General features: G+C 73.7%; 18 protein-coding genes. 4 read left to right on the top strand and 14 right to left on the bottom strand.

Annotated features, from left to right (window positions below):
* Positions 1–19: 19 nt before the first annotated feature.
* The 12 genes from ACFYYW_RS12210 to ACFYYW_RS12155 form a co-directional block, all read right to left on the bottom strand.
* A complete protein-coding gene (locus tag ACFYYW_RS12210) occupies positions 20–2,374 on the bottom strand; it encodes a glycoside hydrolase family 3 C-terminal domain-containing protein (RefSeq protein WP_387647690.1) in 2,355 nt (784 codons plus the stop codon).
* A gap of 67 nt (positions 2,375–2,441) precedes the next feature.
* A complete protein-coding gene (locus ACFYYW_RS12205) occupies positions 2,442–3,254 on the bottom strand; it encodes an alpha/beta fold hydrolase (RefSeq protein ID WP_387647687.1) in 813 nt (270 codons plus the stop codon).
* On the bottom strand, positions 3,251–3,634 hold the full coding sequence (locus ACFYYW_RS12200; protein ID WP_352323054.1) for a VOC family protein: 384 nt from the start codon (positions 3,632–3,634) through the stop codon (positions 3,251–3,253). Before ACFYYW_RS12200 ends, ACFYYW_RS12205 begins: the two co-directional genes overlap by 4 nt.
* A 96-nt stretch (positions 3,635–3,730) precedes the next feature.
* Positions 3,731–4,687, bottom strand: a complete 957-nt coding sequence (locus ACFYYW_RS12195; RefSeq protein ID WP_387647684.1) for a helix-turn-helix domain-containing protein — start codon at positions 4,685–4,687, stop codon at positions 3,731–3,733.
* Between the two features lie 122 nt (positions 4,688–4,809).
* Positions 4,810–5,739 carry a lipoyl synthase gene (gene lipA / locus ACFYYW_RS12190; RefSeq protein WP_352323056.1) on the bottom strand — a complete coding sequence of 310 codons (930 nt, stop codon included), beginning with the start codon at positions 5,737–5,739 and terminating at the stop codon, positions 4,810–4,812.
* Between the two features lie 42 nt (positions 5,740–5,781).
* Complete coding sequence (locus ACFYYW_RS12185) at positions 5,782–6,765, bottom strand: M48 family metallopeptidase (protein WP_387647680.1); 984 nt, start codon at positions 6,763–6,765, stop codon at positions 5,782–5,784.
* A gap of 56 nt (positions 6,766–6,821) precedes the next feature.
* Complete coding sequence (lipB, locus tag ACFYYW_RS12180; RefSeq protein WP_352323058.1) at positions 6,822–7,514, bottom strand: lipoyl(octanoyl) transferase LipB; 693 nt, start codon at positions 7,512–7,514, stop codon at positions 6,822–6,824.
* A 37-nt stretch (positions 7,515–7,551) separates the two neighbouring features.
* Positions 7,552–8,289: a Type 1 glutamine amidotransferase-like domain-containing protein gene (locus ACFYYW_RS12175; RefSeq protein WP_387647677.1), complete on the bottom strand. Its 738-nt coding sequence runs from the start codon at positions 8,287–8,289 to the stop codon at positions 7,552–7,554.
* A 36-nt stretch (positions 8,290–8,325) separates the two neighbouring features.
* Positions 8,326–9,219 carry a TIGR01777 family oxidoreductase gene (locus tag ACFYYW_RS12170; protein ID WP_352323060.1) on the bottom strand — a complete coding sequence of 298 codons (894 nt, stop codon included), beginning with the start codon at positions 9,217–9,219 and terminating at the stop codon, positions 8,326–8,328.
* Between the two features lie 65 nt (positions 9,220–9,284).
* A complete protein-coding gene (gene sucB, locus ACFYYW_RS12165) occupies positions 9,285–10,751 on the bottom strand; it encodes a 2-oxoglutarate dehydrogenase, E2 component, dihydrolipoamide succinyltransferase (RefSeq protein WP_387647674.1) in 1,467 nt (488 codons plus the stop codon).
* Between the two features lie 38 nt (positions 10,752–10,789).
* Positions 10,790–12,154, bottom strand: coding sequence for a dihydrolipoyl dehydrogenase (gene lpdA / locus ACFYYW_RS12160; RefSeq protein WP_352323062.1), 1,365 nt, complete (start codon positions 12,152–12,154; stop codon positions 10,790–10,792).
* A gap of 51 nt (positions 12,155–12,205) precedes the next feature.
* The gene (locus tag ACFYYW_RS12155) at positions 12,206–13,675 is read right to left on the bottom strand and encodes a leucyl aminopeptidase (RefSeq protein ID WP_352323063.1); all 1,470 of its coding nucleotides are present in this window, start codon (positions 13,673–13,675) and stop codon (positions 12,206–12,208) included.
* 105 nt (positions 13,676–13,780) lie between these two features.
* On the opposite strand from ACFYYW_RS12155, the gene ACFYYW_RS12150 reads away from it, so the two are divergent.
* The 3 genes from ACFYYW_RS12150 to ACFYYW_RS12140 are packed head-to-tail and all read left to right on the top strand — an operon-like array spanning position 13,781 to position 15,974.
* The gene (locus ACFYYW_RS12150; protein ID WP_387647671.1) at positions 13,781–14,128 is read left to right on the top strand and encodes a GntR family transcriptional regulator; all 348 of its coding nucleotides are present in this window, start codon (positions 13,781–13,783) and stop codon (positions 14,126–14,128) included.
* Positions 14,125–15,090, top strand: a complete 966-nt coding sequence (locus ACFYYW_RS12145) for a hypothetical protein (RefSeq protein WP_387647668.1) — start codon at positions 14,125–14,127, stop codon at positions 15,088–15,090. The genes ACFYYW_RS12150 and ACFYYW_RS12145 overlap by 4 nt, the downstream gene beginning before the upstream one ends.
* Complete coding sequence (locus ACFYYW_RS12140; protein WP_387647665.1) at positions 15,087–15,974, top strand: CPBP family intramembrane glutamic endopeptidase; 888 nt, start codon at positions 15,087–15,089, stop codon at positions 15,972–15,974. Before ACFYYW_RS12145 ends, ACFYYW_RS12140 begins: the two co-directional genes overlap by 4 nt.
* A gap of 63 nt (positions 15,975–16,037) precedes the next feature.
* Here the strand turns inward: ACFYYW_RS12140 and ACFYYW_RS12135 are convergent, their stop codons facing one another.
* Complete coding sequence (locus ACFYYW_RS12135; RefSeq protein WP_352323067.1) at positions 16,038–16,781, bottom strand: adenosylcobinamide-GDP ribazoletransferase; 744 nt, start codon at positions 16,779–16,781, stop codon at positions 16,038–16,040.
* A 35-nt stretch (positions 16,782–16,816) separates the two neighbouring features.
* Between ACFYYW_RS12135 and ACFYYW_RS12130 the strand changes: the two genes are divergently transcribed.
* Positions 16,817–17,617, top strand: coding sequence for an ATP-binding cassette domain-containing protein (locus ACFYYW_RS12130; protein ID WP_352323068.1), 801 nt, complete (start codon positions 16,817–16,819; stop codon positions 17,615–17,617).
* Between the two features lie 21 nt (positions 17,618–17,638).
* On the opposite strand, the gene ACFYYW_RS12125 is transcribed toward ACFYYW_RS12130, so the two are convergent.
* Positions 17,639–18,622: a bifunctional adenosylcobinamide kinase/adenosylcobinamide-phosphate guanylyltransferase gene (locus ACFYYW_RS12125; RefSeq protein ID WP_387647662.1), complete on the bottom strand. Its 984-nt coding sequence runs from the start codon at positions 18,620–18,622 to the stop codon at positions 17,639–17,641.
* Between the last annotated feature and the right edge of the window lie 34 nt (positions 18,623–18,656).

Genomic DNA, 18,656 nt, shown 5'->3' with positions numbered 1-18,656 from the left:
ACGCGACCGGCCTTTGTCGCTAGATCTTCACCGTGATCGACAGCCTCGGGTCCGCGACGTGGTGCGACGCCTGGAGCGTGTACTCGCCCTCGACCGTGCGCCAGCCGTCCTCCCACACCTGGAAGGCGCTGTCGGGCAGGAAGACGGTCGTGATCACGGTCTCGCCCGGTCCGGCCTCGACCACGTCGAACCCGGCCAGGCGGCGGTCGGCGCCCCGGCAGAGGTAGATCTGCACGACCTCGCGGCCGAAGCGGTCGCCGGTGTTGGTCAGCGCGACGGTCACGGTGGAGCCCTCGGCGGCGATGGAGTCGTAGCTCCACGTCGTGTAGCCGAGGCCGTGGCCGAACCAGAAGGCCGGAACCCGCCCCGACCGCTCCCAGGCCCGGTACCCGATGTAGGGGCCCTCGTCGTAGGCCACGGCGCCGTCCACGGGGGTGACGTCCGTGACGGGGGCGTCCGCGAGCGTGGCGGGCCAGGTGGTGGGCAGGCGGCCGCCCGGCTCGGCGCGGCCCGACAACACGTCGGCCAGCGCGGCCCCGGCCTCCTGCCCGGGGAACCAGGTCAGCAGCACGGCGGCGACCTCGTCCGCCCACGGCATCTCCACCGGCGAGCCCGCGTTGACCACGACCACCGTACGCGGGTTGGCGGCGGCCACGGCGCGGATCAGCTCGTCCTGGCGGCCGGGGAGCGCCAGGGTCTCGCGGTCGAAGCCCTCGCTCTCCACCTCCGGCGTGGTCGAGGCCACCACCACCGCCACGTCGCTGTCCGCCGCCACCCGCACGGCCTCGGCGATCAGCTCGTCCGGCCCCGGCGCCGGGTCGGCATGGCCCAGCGTGTACGCCACGAACGCCATGCCCCCGAAGGCCCCCGCCGGATGCGTCACGCTCAGCTCGTACGGCTCGCCCGCGGTCATCTCGACGGCGAAGCGCCGCTCCGGCGGCGACAGGAACGCGGCCGCCGGATCGCCCCCTTCCGGCTCGATCGCCGCGTCGAGCACGGTCTCGCCGTTCACCGTGACGGTGAAGGCGCCCACGCCCGCCACCGACAGCTCGTGCCGTCCCGACGTGGCCGGCGTGTACGCCGCCCGCAGCCGCACGGCCCCGAGCCGCTCGCCGTCCACGTCCGGCGGCAACTGGCCGACCCACCGCGCCTCGGCCGCCGCCAGCGGGTGCTCGGCCAGCAGGCCGCCCGCCGCGTCGAGGAACTGCGCCACGACCGGGCAGGCCAGCGGCGCCAGGCGGATCCGCGGGTCGGTCCCGACGGCGTGGCGGACCTCGACGCCCTCCAGCGCGCTCAGCCCGGCCAGCGGCGAGACGATCCGGTCGGGGAAGACCTGGGCGCTGCCGCCGCCCATGACCCGGGCCTCGCCGGCGGCCGAGCCGATGAGCGCGAGCGTGCGCACGTCCCGCAGCGGCAGCACGCCGTCGTTGGTGAGCAGGGTGAACCCGCGCACGGCCACCTCGCGGGCCAGCGCGGGGCCGTCGATGGGGCCGTCGACGACGCCGGGTGAGGGCCGGTCGCCGCCGCCCAGCGCGCCCGTGCGCCGGGCCAGCCGCAGGACGCGCCGGACCTTGTCGTCGATCACCGACTCGGGCACCCGCCCCTCCCGGACGGCGGCCTCCAGCCTGTCCCCCCACGGGCCGAACGGGCCGGGCATGGCCACGTCGGTGCCGCCGAGGGCGGCGGCCTCGGTGCTGCGCACGGCGGTCCAGTCGGACACGACGAGCCCGTCGAACCCCCACTCGTCCTTCAGCACGCCGTTGACCAGGGCGGAGTGCTCGGTCATGGTCGTGCCGTTCACCGAGTTGTAGGCCGTCATCAGCCCCCACGCGCCGGCCCGCACCACCCGCTCGAACGGCCGCAGGTACACCTCGCGCAGCGTCTTCTCGTCGACCCGCACGTCCACCGTGAAGCGGTCGGTCTCGAAGTCGTTGGCCACGAAGTGCTTGGGCGTGGTGGCCACGCCGCCCTCCTGCACGCCCTCGACGTAGGCCGCGCCGATCTCGCCGGTCAGGTACGGATCCTCCGAGAAGCACTCGAAGTGCCGGCCGCCGAGCGGGGAGCGGTGCAGGTTGATCGTGGGCGCGAGCAGCACGTGCACGCCCTTGCGCCGGGCCTCCTGGGCCAGCAGCGCGCCGGCCCGCCGGACGAGCTCCACGTCCCAGGTGGCCGCGAGCGCGGTCGGGCTGGGCAGCGCGATCGACGGGTCGGCGGAGGTCCACTGCTCGCCGCGGACGCCGATCGGGCCGTCGCTCATCACGAGCCGGTCGAGCCCGATCTCGGGGATCGGCGGAAGGGACCACATGCCGGCCCCGGTGAGCAGGCGGATCTTGGTGGCGAGGTCGAGCCGGGCGATCAGTTCGTCGAGTTCCACGGCATCAGTGTTCACCAGAAAACCGAGCACTCGATAGGTTTGTGACCTTTACGTTACGCAAAGCCTGTCACCGGGCGAAGAACTCCAGCAACTCGGGCACCAGCGCCTCCGGCGTCACGGCGTGGGACTGCTCCTCCAGCACCCGGTGCCGCGCCCCCGGCACGCCCGCCGCGACCGCCCGCGCCGCGCCCGTCATCCACCGGGGGCTGCGCTCCCCGCTCAGCACCAGCAGCGGCTGTGCGATCGCGGCCAGCGTGGCGGCCGGCAGCCGGTTGCCCGGCCCGAGGACGGCGGCCTCGTAGGCCAGCGTGCGGGCCACGCCCTTCAGGTGCGCCCACGACGCGTCGGCCCGCATCGCGGCCACGGCCTCGGCCGGCACCTCGGCCGCCTCCACCATGAACCGCTCGACCGCCTCCTCCCAGCGGCCCGCGTCGACCAGCGCGTCGAGCTGGGCGGCGAAGTCGTCCGGCAGCGAGGGAGCGTCGGCGTCCACGTGGTACGGCGGCTCCCACACCGCCACCCTCGTGATGCCGAGGCCCCGGGCGGCGGCCTCCAGCACGAGCGCCGCGCCGGACGAGCCCCCGAACACCATGGCCGTCCCGCCCGCCGCCCCGATCACCGCCGCCAGGTCCTCGATCTCCCGCTCGACCGCGTACGGCCGGGTGTCGCCGCTGCCGCCCCGGCCCCTGCGGTCGTAGTTGACGACCGTGAACCAGGGCGCCAGCCCGGCGGCCACGCCCGCCAGCGTGGGGTGCGCCCGGTCGCCGAACGCGCCGTTGACCAGCACGACCGCCGGTCCGGCGCCGTAGCTGTCGTAGGCCAGCACGGTGCCGTCCGCCGAGGTCACGGTGCCGTCCGCCGAGGTGGCGTGGCCGTTCACGCGGGCTGGACCAGGCAGAGGGCCTCCCAGTGGTGCCCGTCGAGGTCGGCGAAGCCGCGCTGGTAGCGGACGCCGGCCTCCTGCGGCACGCCGGCCGGGGTGGCGCCGAGCGCGAGCGCCTTGTCCACCAGCTCGTCCACCTGGGCCGGGTTCTCCATGCCGAGCACCAGGATGGCCTCGGTGCTGGTGGTGGCGTCGGCGATCTCCTTGGTGACGTAGGCGGAGAACGTCGGCTCCGTGAGCAGCATGACCTGGGTCTGCTCGTTGACGAGCATCGAGGCCATGCCCTCGGCCATGCCGTACATGGTGAAGCCGAGCTCGGTGAAGAACTTCTGCGACCGGTCCAGGTCCTTGACCGGGAGGTTCAGGAAGAGCTGCATGTCGTGCTCCTAGGCATCTGAGGTGTTCTGCGACACCTTCAGTCTGCTCAGCACGACCCCGCGCGTCTTGGATCCCCGTGCCAGGACGGTTGACGATCAGCGCACGGGGTTGGCGCGCCGGAACTCGGCCGGCGGCAGCCCGTACGCCCGCTTGAACAGCCTGCTGAAGTGCGCCGAGTCGGGCAGCCCCCAGCGCGCCCCGACCTCGCCGACCGGCAGGTGGCGGGCGCCCAGCAGGTCGGCGCGGCAGCGCTCCAGCCGCCGGTGCCTGATCCAGGCGGCCACCGTCGTGTTCTCGGACTCGAACAGCCGGTGCAGGTAACGCACCGAGACGTGGTGCGCCTCGGCCACCATCGCCGGGTCGAGGTCGGCCCAGCCCAGCCGCTGGTCGATGAAGGCGCGCACGCGCAGCAGCAGGGCGCGGCGGCGGGCGTCCTCGGGCACCGCGGCGGCCTGCTCGGCCCGTTCGGCCAGGGCCGTGGTGACCAGGTCCATCACCACCGTCGCCAGCCTGGCCGCGCTGGCCGGGGTGTAGTCGTCGTAGTCCTGGGTGACCCGGCGCAGCAGCGGTACGGCCAGCGCGCCGGTGCCCTCGCGCGCCGAGACGGGCACCGCGGTCAGCCGGGCCACGTCGTCGTAGGGCAGCGGCAGCAGCTCGTGCGGGAAGCTGAACACCGCCAGCTGCACGGCCGAGTCGTAGGCCACCTCGTAGGGGCGGGTGAAGTCGTAGATGGCGAACTCGCCCTTGTCCAGGCGGATCTCGCGGCCGTCCTGGCGCAGCACCGGGTTGCCCGAGACGGCCAGCACGGCCCGGTAGAGCTCGGGGTTGTCGCGGTGGATCAACTTCGCCGTGCGGTGGACGCTGTGCGGCGTGGACGTGCGCACCCGGCCCACGCCCACGGGGCCTAATTGCCCCAGCTCGATCTCGCCCCGCAGCGGCGCGCCGGAATCGATGCGCAGGTCGAGCGGCCCGAGCGTGTCGCAGACGATGCCGCGCCAGGCCTCGTGACGGCTGCGCGCGGGCAGGTCGCTGGTGCGGATCACGGTCGCCATGGCCTCGCCCCTCCCTCGGCCCTGCCATGCTAGGGACGCGAAAAGCCCCGGGCAAACGGCCCGGGGCTCCGCTCAAGCGGGATCAAGCAGGATCACGCGGGATCAGCTGGGATCAGCCTGGATCAGGTGGTCTGGCGGGCCGCGATGGCCTGCTGGTAGAGCCTGCCCGCGCGGTAGGACGAGCGCACCAGCGGCCCTGACAGCACCCCGGCGAACCCGATCGCCTCGGCCTCGGCCTGCAGCTCGACGAACTCCTCCGGCTTGACCCAGCGCTCCACCGGGTGGTGGCGCGGCGTCGGCCGCAGGTACTGGGTGATCGTCAGCAGGTCGGTGCCGGCGGCGTGCAGGTCGCGCATCGCCTCGACGACCTCTTCGCGGGTCTCGCCCATGCCCAGGATCAGGTTGGACTTGGTGACCAGCCCGGCCTCGCGGGCCGTCGTGATCACCCCGAGCGAACGCTCGTAGCGGAAGGCGGGCCGGATGCGCTTGAAGATGCGCGGCACCGTCTCGACGTTGTGGGCGAACACCTCGGGCTTGCTGGAGAAGACCTCCTCCAGCTGGTCGCGGTTGCCGTTGAAGTCGGGCACCAGCAGCTCGACGCCGCAGCCGGGCAGCAGCGAGTGGATCTGCCGGGCGGTCTCGGCGTAGAGCCAGGCGCCGCCGTCGGGCAGGTCGTCGCGGGCCACGCCGGTCACGGTCGCGTAGCGCAGGCCCATCTGCTGGACGGACTCGGCGACCCGGCGCGGCTCGTCGCGGTCGTATTCCTTGGGCTTGCCCGTGTCGATCTGGCAGAAGTCGCACCGGCGGGTGCACTGGTCGCCGCCGATGAGGAAGGTCGCCTCGCGGTCTTCCCAGCACTCGTAGATGTTGGGACAGCCCGCCTCTTCACAGACCGTGTGCAGGCCCTCCCGGCGCACGAGCGATTTCAGCTCGGTGTATTCGGGGCCCGTCTTCAGCTTGGTCTTGATCCACGGGGGCTTGCGCTCGATAGGGGTCTCGGCGTTGCGCACCTCCAGGCGGAGGAGCTTTCGGCCATCAGGAGCAACGGTCACCCGTCCAGCTTACGTCCGCCGTCGAACCGGACCGGTCGAGGGTCAGGTGATGAGCCCGAACCCGCGGATCGCCCTGGTGTAGTGGCGCAGCAGCTCCTCGTCGATCAGCGCGGACCCGGCGGTGTCCAGCAGCTCCGAGTGCGGCGCCGAGGTCAGCACGCCGTCGTCGGTGAGCCGGTGGCGGGCCAGCGCGCCCTGCCTGATGGCCGTGACGCTCTCGCCGCGCAGGGCCGCGGCCTGGATGGGCGCCAGGTAGCCGCCGGCGGCCAGGTCGCGCAGCTCGGCCAGCTCGGCCTCGGACACCACCCGCCGGGCGATCGCCGCCCGCCGTTCCTCGGCACGAGGCCGCCCGGCGCGGGCCAGCGCCGTCAGCGCGTACTCCGCCAGCAGCACCGGGCCGCCCAGCACCCGCCCGATCAGCCGGCCGAAGAACCCCGCCGCCTCGTACGTCGTGCCGGGCTGGTCGATCGCGCCCAGCGACGACGCGGCGATCTTGGCCTGGGCCTCCTCCCTGATCTTCAGCGGAGCGCTCGCCCCGAGCAGCGCGTCGTGCCAGGAGGCCAGCGTGAACAGGGCGCCGTCCACGATCAGCTCCTCGGCGGCGGGGGTGCGCGCGTACGCGGTGGCCAGCAGCGCCACCCGCTGCCGCGGCGTCAGGGCCAGCCACAACGGCAGCCCGATGACCAGCACCGGCGTGCGCGGCACGCCCACATGGTCATAGACGGTCTCGGTGGCCAGATCCCGGACCGCGACCTTGCGCGGCCTCTTGACGCGGGCCCGGTCGGCCACCCGGTCGGCCAGCGCGTACAGCTCGCCGGCCGCGGCGCGGTCGAGCACCTCGGCGTCGGCCGGCATGCGGGGAAGGCGGGGCCGCAGCGCCCAGCCCACGGCCAGGCTCACGCCGCCGACCAGCCACGCGACGAGGGAGTCGAGGTGCGCCAGCACGGCCCACGCGCCCAGCGCGAGGAAGGCCAGCGTGAGCAGGTGGACCAGGAGCGCGAGGACGAGAGCGGCGGAACGCTTCACACGGCGATGTTAAGCCGGAAAGATCCGGATTCAACCGCTGTTCGATGCCGATTCGGTCACCTGCGCAGCAGATCCTCCTCGTGCAGGTCGAACGGCTCCCTGCCGAGCGCCTCGGCCAGCCGCTTCTCGGCGATCGGGATGACCTCCTCGACCACGATCCGGCGGCCGGTCTCGGCCGAGAGCGAGGAGACCCCCGCGTCGGGCAGCCCGCACGGCGCGATCCGGTTGAACCACCGCGGGTCGTTGGCGCAGTTGAGCGCGAAGCCGTGCATCGTCACGCCGCGCGCGACGCGGATGCCGACCGCGCCGAGCTGCCGGTCGGGCAGCCCCAGCGCGACGTCGCCGGCCGCCCACACGCCCGGACGCCCCGGCACCCGCCGGCCGGTGACGCCGAAGTCGGCGCACACCTGGATCATCGTCTCCTCGAGGGCGCAGACGTAACGGGTGACGTCGGCGACGGCGACGATGGGGTAGGCGACGAGCTGGCCGGGGCCGTGCCAGGTGACCCGGCCGCCCCGGTCGGCGTCGACGACGGGGGTGCCGTCGGCGGGACGGTCGCCGGGCAGGGTGCGTCTGCCCGCGGTGTAGACGGGGGCGTGCTCCAGGATCAGGACCGCGTCGCCCAGCTCGCCGGCGACCCGCTTGCCGTGCATCCAGCGCTGCAACGACCAGGCTTGCTCGTAGGGGACGTCCACACCGAGGCGGACGACGGCCAGCGCGTGGGGATCGTCCCCGTGGGTGGGGCGCATGAGCCTATTGTGCCGTTCCCTCACCCTGTCCGGGTAATCAGGGGGTCAACAGGCGTGGCTCGATCCTGAACTCCTTGACGCCGCCCGCGCCGTCGTACTCCAGCCGGTAGGCGTACGCCCGCGGGTCGACGGTGACCGCCTGGATGAACTCGGTGCCCACGTAGTGCAGGGCGACGCCCTCGTCGGCGGCGTACCCGCCGGGCAGCTCGCCGGAGGCGACCGACTCCTGCAGCAGCGGGCGGCGCTGCGGCTCGGCGTTGTAGTGCACCCCGCACGAGTACGGCAGCAGCGCCATCCCGTCGGCCCACGGGCGCAGCGCCGGGCCGAAGGAGTCGGTGTTGCCGCCCACGTGCCAGCACAGGGCGCCCGCGCTCTGCCCGGACAGCACCACGCCGGCCCGCCAGGCCTCCTCGAAGACCTCGTCGAGGCCGTGCAGCCGCCACAACGCCATCAGGTTGGCCACGCTGCCGCCGCTGACGTAGATCATGTCCTGTTCGAGCGCCCAGGCCCGCGCGTCCTCCACGTTGGGCATGGGGAAGACGGTCAGGTGGCTCAGCTCGACGTCCCAGCCGGAGAAGGCGCCGTACATCTTCAGCAGCCAGTCGGCGGAGTCGCCGAGGGCGGTGGCGACCAGACCGAGCTTGGGGCGGTCCTGGCCGGTCAGGTCGAGGCCGTACCGCAGCAACCCGCTCGCCTCGATGAAGTTGTGGCGCTCGCTCGGGCGGAACGACCCGCCCCCGATGGCCAGAATGTGCGACTGCCCGGACCTGCTCATGTCGGATCTCCCGCGTGCTGAAGGACGAACGGCACCCTACAGTACGGCGCGCAGCGCCTCGTCGAGACGGGTATGCGTGAAGCCGTAGCCGCTGTCAAGCAGTTTCCGCGGGATCATGCGATGGCTCGGCAGCAGCCCCGCGCGGGCGAATTCGCCCACCCCGATGGACAGGGCGAACGCCGGTACCGGCATGGGGACTGTGCCTTTACGCAGGCATTTACCCAGAGTCCGGGTGAATTCTTCGTTGGTGACCGGAGAAGGGGACCCGAGATTGACCGGACCTTCGATTTCCCGATTTTTCAGGATATGTAGTGCGGCGGCCACCCAATCGTCCAAGGAGATCCACGACCAGTACTGCCGGCCCGTCCCCAGCGGCGCGCCCAGCCCCATGCGGAAGATCGGCAACATGCGCCCGAGCGCCCCGCCGTGCCGGCTCAGCACCATCGCCGTGCGCAGCCGCGCGACCCGGCACCCGGCCTCGGCGGCCCGCTCGGCCTCCCGCTCCCAGCGCTCGCACAGCTCGGCCAGGAACCCCCGGCCCTTGCCCTGGCTCTCGTCGATCTCCCGGCTGCCCGTGTCGCCGTAGAAGTCGACCCCGGAGGCCGACAGCAGCACCTCGGGCGGCCTGCCGAGCGCGCGCAGGGCGTCGACCAGCAGCCGGGTGCCCTCGACGCGGCTGCGCACCAGCTCGCGCTTGTAGCCGGTCGTCCAGCGCCGGTCGCCGACCGAGGCCCCGGCCAGGTGCACCACGGCCTCGGCCCCTTCGAGCGCGGCCCGGTCGAGCACCCCCGCCGAGGGGTCCCAGAAGGCCTCTCCCGGCCCCGCGGGCTCCCGCCGGACCAGGCGGACGACCTCCCGCCCCTCGTCGCGCAGCGCCCCGACCAGCGCCGTACCGATCAGGCCCGACGCCCCGGTCACGATGATCGCCATGGCCTCCACAGTACGCCAAAGGCCGGGCGCCCCCCGAAGGAGCCACCCGGCCTCAAGAGCGATGACTACGCGAGCCCGAGCTGGGCCTCGAAGCGGCCCTCCTCCAGGCGACGCTTGATCGTCGTCAGGAAGCGGGCGGCGTCGGCGCCGTCGACCAGGCGGTGGTCGTAGGTCAGCGCCAGGTAGACCATCGACCGCACCGCGATGACCTCGCCCTCGGGCGTGTCGAGCACGACCGGCCGCTTGACGACCGCGCCGGTGCCCAGCATGCCCACCTGCGGCTGGTTGAGGATCGGCGTGTCGAACAGCGCGCCACGGCTGCCGGTGTTGGTCAGCGTGAACGTGCCGCCGGTGACCTCGTCGGGCGTCACCTGGTTGTTGCGGGTGCGCTCGGCCAGGTCGGTGACCTTGCGGGCCAGGCCGGCCAGGTTGAGGTCGCCGGCGTTCTTGACGACCGCCGCGAGCAGGCCGCGCTCGGTGTCGACCGCGACGCCCAGGTTCTCCACGTCGAAGTACGTGACCTCGTTGGTCTCGTTGTTGATCGTGGCGTTGAGCTTCGGGTGCTGCTTGAGCGCCTCGACGGTGGCCATCGCGAAGAACGGGGTGAAGGTCAGCTTCACGCCCTCGCGGCGGAAGAAGTCGTCCTTCGCCCGCGCCCGGAGCTGGGCGATCTTCGTGACGTCGACCTCGACGACCGACGTGAGCTGCGCCGCGGTCTGCAGCGACTCGACCATGCGCTTGGCGATGGTCTGACGCAGCCGCGTCATCTTCTCCGTACGGCCGCGCAGCGTGGTGTCGACCTCGACCGGCTCGGGCGCCGCGGCGACCGGGGCCTGGGCGGCGGCGGGGGCCGGCGCGGCGGCGGCCGGCTGGGCCGCCGGAGCCGCGGCCGGGGCGGCGGCCTGCTCGCGCTGGGACTTGGCGGCCTCCAGCACGTCCTGCTTGCGGATGCGGCCGCCGACGCCGGTGCCGTTGATCGAGTCGAGGTCGACGCCGTGCTCGTTGGCGAGCTTGCGCACCAGCGGCGTCACGTAGGGGCTGTCGCCCGAGGGCGCCGGCGCGGCCGGCTCGGCGGCGGGCTGCTGCTGCGGAGCCGGGGCCTGCGGGGCCGGAGCCGGAGCGGCCTGCTGCGGGGCAGGGGCCTGCGGGGCCGGAGCCGGGGCGGCCTGCTGGGGAGCGGGCTGGGCCGGGGCCGGCTGCGGGATGGAGGAGGCCGGGGGAGCCGGGGCGGGCTCGGGCTCCGGCTCGGGCTCGGGAGCGGCCTGCGGGGCCGGGGCGGCGGCGCCCGGCTGGGCGTTCTCGTCGATGATGGCGAGCTCGGCGCCGACCTCGACCGTCTCGTCCTCAGCCACGACGATCTTGGTCAGGACACCCGCGGAAGGCGACGGGATCTCGGTGTCGACCTTGTCGGTCGAGACCTCGAGGAGCGGCTCGTCGGCCTCGACGCGCTCGCCCTCCTTCTTCAGCCAACGGGTTACCGTGCCCTCGGTCACGCTCTCGCCGAGCTGGGGCATCTGTACGGAGACCGGCATCGTTATTCTTCTCTCGCGTTCTGATCTCGAGGGCTGGACTAGTTGTGTACGTGCAACGGCTTGCCGGCCAGGGCCAGCATCGCCTCACCGACTGCCTCGGACTGGGTCGGATGTGCGTGGATGAGCTGGGCGACCTCTGCGGGCAGCGCCTCCCAGTTGTAGATCAGCTGGCCTTCCGTGACGAGCTCGCCGATGCGCCGGCCCACCATGTGGACGCCGACGACCGGGCCGTCCTTCTGGGCGATGACCTTCACCGCTCCGGAGGTGCCGAGGATCTGGCTCTTGGGGTTGCCGGCCAGGTCGTAGACCTGCTCGACGATCTCGATGCCGCGCTCGGCGGCCTGCGCCGACGTGATGCCGACCGAGGCGACCTCGGGGTCGGAGTAGGTGATGCGGGGCACGCCGGCGTAGTCGATCGGCGGCGGGTTGAGGCCGGCGATGTGCTCGGCCACCATGATGCCCTCGGCGAACCCGGCGTGCGCCAGCTGCAGCGTGGGGATCAGGTCGCCGATGGCGTAGACGCCGGGGACCGAGGTCTGGCAGTGCTCGTCGACCACGACGGCGCCGCGCTCGACCGTGACGCCCTGCTCCTCGAAGCCCATGCCGGACGACACCGCGCCGCGGCCGACCGCGACGAGCAGGATCTCGGCGTCGAGGGTCTTGCCGTTGGCCAGGGTGACGACGACGCCCGTCTCGGTGGTCTTGGCCGAGTCGAAGAAGACGCCCAGCTCGTACTTGATGCCGCGGCGGCGGAAGGCCCGCTCCAGCAGCTTGGAGCTGGACTCCTCCTCGGTGGGCAGCAGGTGCGGCAGCGCCTCGACGATCGTGACCTCGGCGCCGAAGGAGCGGTAGACGCTGGCCAGCTCGACGCCGATCACGCCGCCGCCCAGGACGATCACCGACGACGGCACGCGGTCCATCTTCAGGGTGTGCTCGCTGGTGATGACCCGCTCGCCGTCGATCTCCAGGCCGGGCAGCGTGCGGGGGGCCGAGCCGGTGGCCAGCACGAGGTTGGCGCCCTCGTAGACCTCCGAGCCCACCTGCACGCTGCGCGGGCCCACCAGCCGGCCCTCGCCCTCGACCACCGTCACGCCCGCGCCCTTGAGCAGGCCCTGGACGCCCTTCCAGGCCCGCGTGACGATCTTGTCCTTGAACGCGTGCACGCCCTGGACGTCGATGCCCTCGAAGCTCGCCTTGACGCCGAAGGACGCGCTCTCGCGGGTCTCGTCGGCGACCTCGGCCGAGTGCAGCAGGGCCTTCGTGGGGATGCATCCCCTGTGGAGGCAGGTGCCGCCGATCTTGTCCTTTTCGATGAGGACGACCGACTTGCCCAGCTCGGCCGCCCGGAGCGCGCAGGCGTAACCGCCGCTGCCGCCACCTAGGACGACGATGTCATAGGCCACAGGAAGGCTCCTTGTCGGGGTGTTCGTGATGCCGTCATCTTTTCATTTGTTTCAGATGCTCGCGTGCCGCTCTGCGAGTCCGATGAGGGTGCGGGTGATGGCGCCGGTGCCGCCCTTGGGGGTGTAGCCGTACGGCTCGCCCTTGTTGTAGGCCGGTCCGGCCATGTCGATGTGCGCCCAGCGCACCCCGTCGGGGACGAACTCCTTGAGGAAGATGGCGGCGGTGAGCATGCCGCCGAAGCGCTCGGGGTGGAGGTTGGCGATGTCGGCGACCGGCGAGTCGAGGCCCTTGCGCAGCTCCTCCGGCAGCGGCATGCCCCAGGCGCCCTCGCCCGCGGCGGTGGCGGCCTCGACGACCAGCTCGCGGACGGCGTCGTCGTTGGCCATGACGCCCGCGGTGCGCCAGCCGAGCGCGACGATCTGCGCGCCGGTCAGCGTGGCGATGTCGACGATCAGGTCGGGGTCGTCCTCGGCGGCGCGCGCGATGCCGTCCATGAGCACCAGGCGGCCCTCGGCGTCGGTGTCGAGCACCTCGACGGTCTTGCCGCTGTAGCTGTGGATGACGTCGGAGGGGCGCTGGGCGGTGCCGCTCGGCAGGTTCTCGGCCAGGCAGAGGTAGCCGACGACGTTGACCGGCAGGCCGAGCCGGGCGATGCCGACCAGCGCGCCGAGCACGGCGCCCGCGCCGCCCATGTCGGACTTCATCCAGTCCATGGCGGCCGACGGCTTGAGCGACAGGCCGCCGGAGTCGAACGTGATGCCCTTGCCCACGAACGCCAGCGTCTTGCCCGCCTCGGGGTGGCTGTAGGCGAGGCGGACCAGGCGCGGCGGGTTGACCGAGCCCTGGCCGACGCCGACCAGGCCGCCGTAGCCGCCGTCCTTGAGCTGCTTCTCGTCGAGGACCTCGACGGTGAGCCCGTGCTTGGCGCCCTCCTGCTCGGCGATCTCGGCGAACTTGGCCGGCCACAGGTCGGACGGCGGCGTGTTGACCAGGTCGCGGACGAGCGAGACCGACTCGGCCAGCACGCCGGCCCGCTCGGCGGCGGACTCGCCCCGGCCGGACAGGACGGTGATCTCGGAGACGGGCGCCTTCGGCGGCTCGCCCGTGCGGTAGCGGTCGAAGCCGTACGCGCCGAGCAGCGCGCCCAGGGCGACGGCCTCGGCCTGGGCGTCGTCGTCGGCAGGCAGGGCCAGCGCGGCGCGCGCGGTGCCGGCCAGCGATCGCACGGCGGCGCCGGCGGCGCGGCGAAGGGACTCGTGGTCGGAGGAGTCGCCCAGGCCGACGGCGACGAGCACCGGGGCCTGGACGGCGCCGAACGTGGGCAGCTTGGCCAGCTCTCCGGGTTTGCCGGAGAAGCCGAGCGAGCTGAGGGAGGTGGCGAGGTTGCCGCCGAAAGCCGCGTCGAGGGACTCAGCGCCCGTGGCCGGGCGGGGGCCGTCCTGGCCGGGCCGGAAGCCGACGATCAGGGCGTCGGTGTCGACAGAGACTGGGTCTGCTGAGTTCAGCCGCACAGTGGTCACGTAAACCGATGCTATCCACGGTTTCTGCGTACTCACAAACAGGGGTTCATCCTACAAATGCTGGTCGGGCGCATTCCGTTTCATGGTGCTAGTGTCATTAGCATCATGTTGCTAGCGCTCGATCTCAACGACGCACGGCCCCTCCATGAACAGGTGGCCGGCGCCATCCGCCGCGCCATCGGCGAGGGCTCCTACACGCCCGGCGACCGCCTTCCACCGGCCCGCGACCTCGCCAGGGCGCTCGGCATCAACCCCAACACCGTGCTGCGCGCGCTGCGCGACCTGCGCGACGAAGGGCTGCTGGAGTTCAGGCGGGGCCGCGGGGTCAGCGTCGCGGGCCAGGCCGACGGGCGCGCGCTGCTCGTGCAGCGCGCCCGGGAGCTGCTGGAGGAGGCCAAGAGGCACGGCTACCGCCGTGAGGACCTCATCACCATCCTGGAGGATCTGCCATGAACCCCCGAATCCCGGCGGCCGCGTGGGGCGCGGCCGTCACGGCGGCCCTGGTCCTGGCTCCCTTGGGGCTGCGCGACCGGCTGCCCGACCCGCTGGCCACCCACTGGGGCGCGGCGGGCGTCGACGGCTCGGCCTCCTTCCAGGCCCACGTGTGGACCGTGGCGGCGGTGTGGACCGTGGTGTGGGTCGCGTTCCTGGCCGTCGCCGCGCGGGGCTGGGCGCTGCGGCACCGCAACGGGCGGGCGCTGTGGTGGGGCGGGCTGTTCGGCGGCGGCGTCCTGGTGCTCGGCACGCAGGCCTCCACGCTGGCGGCCAACCTCGACGTGCCCGACTGGACGGCGGCGAGCCTTCCTGGCTGGCACGTCGCGCTGGTCGTCGTCGGCTCGCTCGGCGTGGGCGTGCTCGCCGGCTCCCTCGGCAGGGGCGGGCCCGACCCGGTCGAGGCCGTCGCGCCGCCCCCGGCCATGAAGCTGCGGCCCGGCCGCCGTACGGTCTGGGTCAGCCGGCTGGTCAACCCCTGGCTGGTCGCGCTGACGCTGGTGGCCGCGATGGCGGTCGTCGTGCTCTGCGGGCTGCGCCTGGCCGGCGTCCTGTCGCCGGCGACCTTGGCCTCCGCCCTGCCCGGGGCGGTGATCGTGCTGGTCGCGGGGCTGGCGACGGCGTCGCTGTCCGTACGGGTCGGCGACGACGCGCTCGTCATCGGCTTCGGGCCGTTCGGCGTCCCGGCGCGCAGGATCCCGCTGTCGCGGATCGACCGGGCCTGGACCGAGGACCGCAGGCCGAGCGAGGTCGGCGGCTGGGGCTTCCGCGGCCTGCCCGGCGCGGCCACCATCATGCTGCGCGGCGGCGAGTGCCTGGTCGTCGGCTACCGCTCCGGGGGGCGGCTGGCGATCAGCATCGACGACGCCGAGCGCGGCGCCTCCCTCATCAACGCCCTCGTCTCGGAGCGTGCACGGTCATGAGAAAACAGCTTCCCGTCTTCCTCGCCCTCGCCTTCGGGCTGTCCTGGCTGGTGGCGCTGCCCATCTGGCTCGGCGCGGGCCTGGGCTCGCCGGCGGCCAAGGGGCTGGCCGCGGTCATGATGTTCACGCCGACCGCCGGGGTGCTCGGGGTGTGGGCGCTGTCGCGCGCGCCCTGGCGGCGCTGGGCCGCCGAGACCGGCCTGACCCTGGGCGACAGCAAGGGCCGCACCGGCCGGTACGTGCTGGCCGCCTGGCTGGGCGTGCCGCTGCTGATCGTCGTCTGCGCCGGGCTCAGCACCGCCGTCGGGCTGTTCCCGCTCGACCTCGACCGGTTCAGCCTGTTCCGGGCCCAGCTCGCGGCCGCGGGCGTGCAGCCGCCGGCCGACCCGGGCCCGGCGCTCTACCTGCAGATCGCCATCGGCGTGCTGGCGGGTCCGGTGCTGAACGCGGTCCCGGCGCTGGGCGAGGAGTGGGGCTGGCGCGGCTGGCTGCTGCCCCGGCTGTCCGCCACGTACGGCCCGATCGGCGGCCTGGCGCTGTCCGGGGCGATCTGGGGGCTGTGGCACGCCCCGCTCACCCTGCTCGGCTACAACTACCCGAGCCTCGGGTCGTGGGCGGCGCTGCAGTTCACCGGCTTCTGCGTGCTGGCCGGGATCGCGATCGGCTGGCTGCGGCTGCGTACGGGCAGCGTGTGGCCCTGCGTGGTCGCGCACGGCTCGCTGAACGCGGTGCTGCCCGCCGTGCTGCTGCTCGGGGACGCCGCGGCTCCGCCCGACACGGCGGTGTCCGGGCTCACCGGGCTGGTCGGCTGGGTCCCGCTCGCCCTGCTCTGCGTGGTGCTCCTGCGCGGCCTGCGCGCCCGAGCCCCGCAGCCGGTCGCCTGACCCCGCCTGCGCCGGTCTGGCGGTCTGGCGGTCTGGCGGTCAGGCGGTCTGGCGGTCAGGCGGTCAGGCCAGGATCGCGTACACCACCAGCGCGGCCGCCGTCCCGGTCTCCACCAGGGCGCCGAACACGTCACCCGTGACGCCGCCGAGCCGCCGCCGGGCGTGCCGGAGCAGCAGCAGCGCCGCCCCGAGCCCGGCCGCCAGGGCGACCGGCGGCGCCCACGTCCCGGCCGCCAGCCCCAGCCCGCCGGTCACGGCCAGGGCGGCGACCGTGGCCAGCCACGCCGCCGGATCGCCGACGGTGCCCGCCACCATCGCCCCGAGCCCGCCGGGCCGCGCGGCGGGCACGCTCGCCCGGCACGCCCAGGTGAGCGCCAGCCGCCCGGCCACGCAGGCGGTCACCAGGGCGGGGTAACCGGCCCCGGTCAGCGCCGCCGCCTGGACGAGCAGCGTGAGGACCAGCGTCATCACCCCGAACGGCCCGATGTCCGACTTTTTCATGATGTCGAGGGCGTCTTTGGCGGGCCGGCCGCTGCCCAGGCCGTCGGCCAGGTCGGCCAGGCCGTCCAGGTGCAGGCCGCGGGTGAGCGCGGCCAGCAGCCCGAGCGCGAGCGCCGCGCCCAGCAGCGGCGGCCCGGGCAGCAGCAGCGCCAGGCCGGCGACCGCGCCGAGCCCCAGCCCGACCGCGGGGGCGGCCACCATGGCCGGCCCGGCGACCTCCCGATCGATCCTGTCGACCGGCACGGGAACGGCGCTGAGCATGCCGATGGCGAAGCGCAGCCCATGGGTCAGCTCAGCAAGCGGCATAACGACCGATCCTAGGGCCGACTAATGTGGCGGGAATGCACGTGCTTGAACTCGAAGGTGTAGCTGTCCGGGTTGTCGGCAAAACGCTGCTCGACGGCATCGACTGGCAGGTGGCGTACGGCGACCACTGGGTGATCCTCGGCCCCAACGGCGCGGGCAAGACCACCCTGCTCTCGCTGGCCGGGGCGGTGCGCCACCCGAGCGAGGGCGCGGTCAGCGTGCTCGGCCACCGGCTCGGCCGGGTCGACCTGCGGGAGCTGCGCCGCCACATCGGCCTGGTCGCGGCCAGCCAGCGGCTGATCGACGAAGACCTGCTGGAGGAGGAGGGCGCCACCGCCCACACGGTGGTCCTGACCGGCCACACCGGCACGAGCGTCCCGCTGTGGGACAAGTACGGCGACAACGAGCGCGAGCGCGCCACCCGACTGCTGGCCGACCTGGGCTGCAAGGACCTGGTCGAGCGCCCGTTCCGGGTGTGCTCGCAAGGGGAGCGGGCCCGGGTCAGGGTGGCCAGGGCGCTCATGGCCGAGCCCGCCGTGCTGCTGCTCGACGAACCGTTCGCCGGGCTCGACCTGCCGGCCCGCGAGGACCTCATCACCGCCGTCGAGCAGCTGGCCGCCACCCGTCCGGTGCTGACCACGGTCACCGTGACCCACCACCTGGAGGAGGTGCCCGCGACCACCACGCACGCGCTGCTCATGCGCGACTCGCGGCTGCTGGCCGCCGGGCCGGTGTCGGAGGTGCTCACCCCCGGCCTGCTGTCCGAGTGCTTCGGCCGCCCGCTGCACGTCGACCGCCTCGACGGCCGCTGGTACGCCAGAGCCGTACGCCCGTAGCCCCTGCTCCGGGGCCCGGGGTCACAGTTCCAGAAGGCGTCCCGCGACCACCAGGGCGACGTACTCGGACTCGGCGGCGAGCCGTTCGTTGAGCTTGCCGAGCGCGTCCCTGAAGGCCCGGCCGGCGGACGTGGCGGGCACCACGCCCATTCCCACCTCGTCCGAGACCGCCACGAGCGGCACCGGCGTGCCGCGCCACGCCTCGACCAGCTCCGCGCAGCGCCGGGCGACCGGCGTGCGGTCGCCGTCCCAGGCCCCGTGCTCGTCGAACACCGCCGCCAGCCACGTGCCCAGCCCGTCGATCAGCAGGGGCGTGCGCGCCGCCGCGATGACCGCCACCAGGTCCGTCGTCTCGGCCGTGTCCCAGTGAGCGGGCCGCCGTTCCCGGTGCGCCCGTACCCGCGCCGCCCATTCGCCGTCCGCCGCGCCGTCGCCGCCGGTGGCGACATAGGTGACGTACGGCTCGGCCGCCAGCCGCAGCTCGGCCTCGGCCGACTTGCCCGACCTGGACCCGCCGAGCAGCAGCGCCCGCCGCGGCGGCGTCTCGCGTACCGTTCCGCCGCTCTCCAGGACGGTCCCGTCCGGCACGGCCACCGCCCCCCACAACCGCAGCCGCCTGGCCAGCTCCTCCTCCGACCTGATCCGGTGGTCCAGCCACGCGGCCACCACCGTGGTCCGCTCGTCGGCCAGCCCCGCGCGGCGCAGCTCGCCGAGCCGCTCCGGGCGGTCCAGCAGGTCCAGCACGACGACGTCGTAGCGGGCGGGACCGTCGGAGGGGGCCTCCCGGCCCGGCGGCAGGCACAACACCGCCGCGCCGTCGGCCGCCACCATGCCCAGCCCGCCGCCGAACGCGCCGCCGCCGGTGAAGGGGAACCGCGCCGCGTCGTCCACGACGAGCTCGAAGGGGCGGCGACGGCCCTGGGGGAGCCGGGCGCACGAGGCGCACGGGCACCCGTCCACCGGCCAGCCCGCCGCACCCCCGGTCCCGGAGAGAAGAAGCTTCACCGCCCAGAGGCTACCGACCGGCCCGACCCGGGCG

Origin of the sequence: Nonomuraea sp. NPDC001831, from assembly GCF_042892035.1 — a bacterium.
In the GTDB taxonomy this organism is placed as follows: Bacteria; Actinomycetota; Actinomycetes; order Streptosporangiales; family Streptosporangiaceae; genus Nonomuraea.
Note: the sequence above shows the minus strand (reverse complement) of the source record. Positions and strands in the feature narration are given on the sequence as shown.

Coding starts and splice junctions, on each gene's coding strand:
- ACFYYW_RS12150 (WP_387647671.1), top strand. CDS start 13,781: ATGTTGCTAGCGCTCGATCTCAACGACGCACGGCCCCTCCATGAACAG.
- ACFYYW_RS12145 (WP_387647668.1), top strand. CDS start 14,125: ATGAACCCCCGAATCCCGGCGGCCGCGTGGGGCGCGGCCGTCACGGCG.
- ACFYYW_RS12135 (WP_352323067.1), bottom strand. CDS start 16,781: ATGCCGCTTGCTGAGCTGACCCATGGGCTGCGCTTCGCCATCGGCATG.
- sucB (WP_387647674.1), bottom strand. CDS start 10,751: ATGCCGGTCTCCGTACAGATGCCCCAGCTCGGCGAGAGCGTGACCGAG.
- ACFYYW_RS12175 (WP_387647677.1), bottom strand. CDS start 8,289: ATGAGCAGGTCCGGGCAGTCGCACATTCTGGCCATCGGGGGCGGGTCG.
- ACFYYW_RS12170 (WP_352323060.1), bottom strand. CDS start 9,219: ATGGCGATCATCGTGACCGGGGCGTCGGGCCTGATCGGTACGGCGCTG.
- ACFYYW_RS12195 (WP_387647684.1), bottom strand. CDS start 4,687: ATGGCGACCGTGATCCGCACCAGCGACCTGCCCGCGCGCAGCCGTCAC.
- ACFYYW_RS12140 (WP_387647665.1), top strand. CDS start 15,087: ATGAGAAAACAGCTTCCCGTCTTCCTCGCCCTCGCCTTCGGGCTGTCC.
- lipB (WP_352323058.1), bottom strand. CDS start 7,514: ATGCGCCCCACCCACGGGGACGATCCCCACGCGCTGGCCGTCGTCCGC.
- ACFYYW_RS12130 (WP_352323068.1), top strand. CDS start 16,817: ATGCACGTGCTTGAACTCGAAGGTGTAGCTGTCCGGGTTGTCGGCAAA.
- ACFYYW_RS12200 (WP_352323054.1), bottom strand. CDS start 3,634: ATGCAGCTCTTCCTGAACCTCCCGGTCAAGGACCTGGACCGGTCGCAG.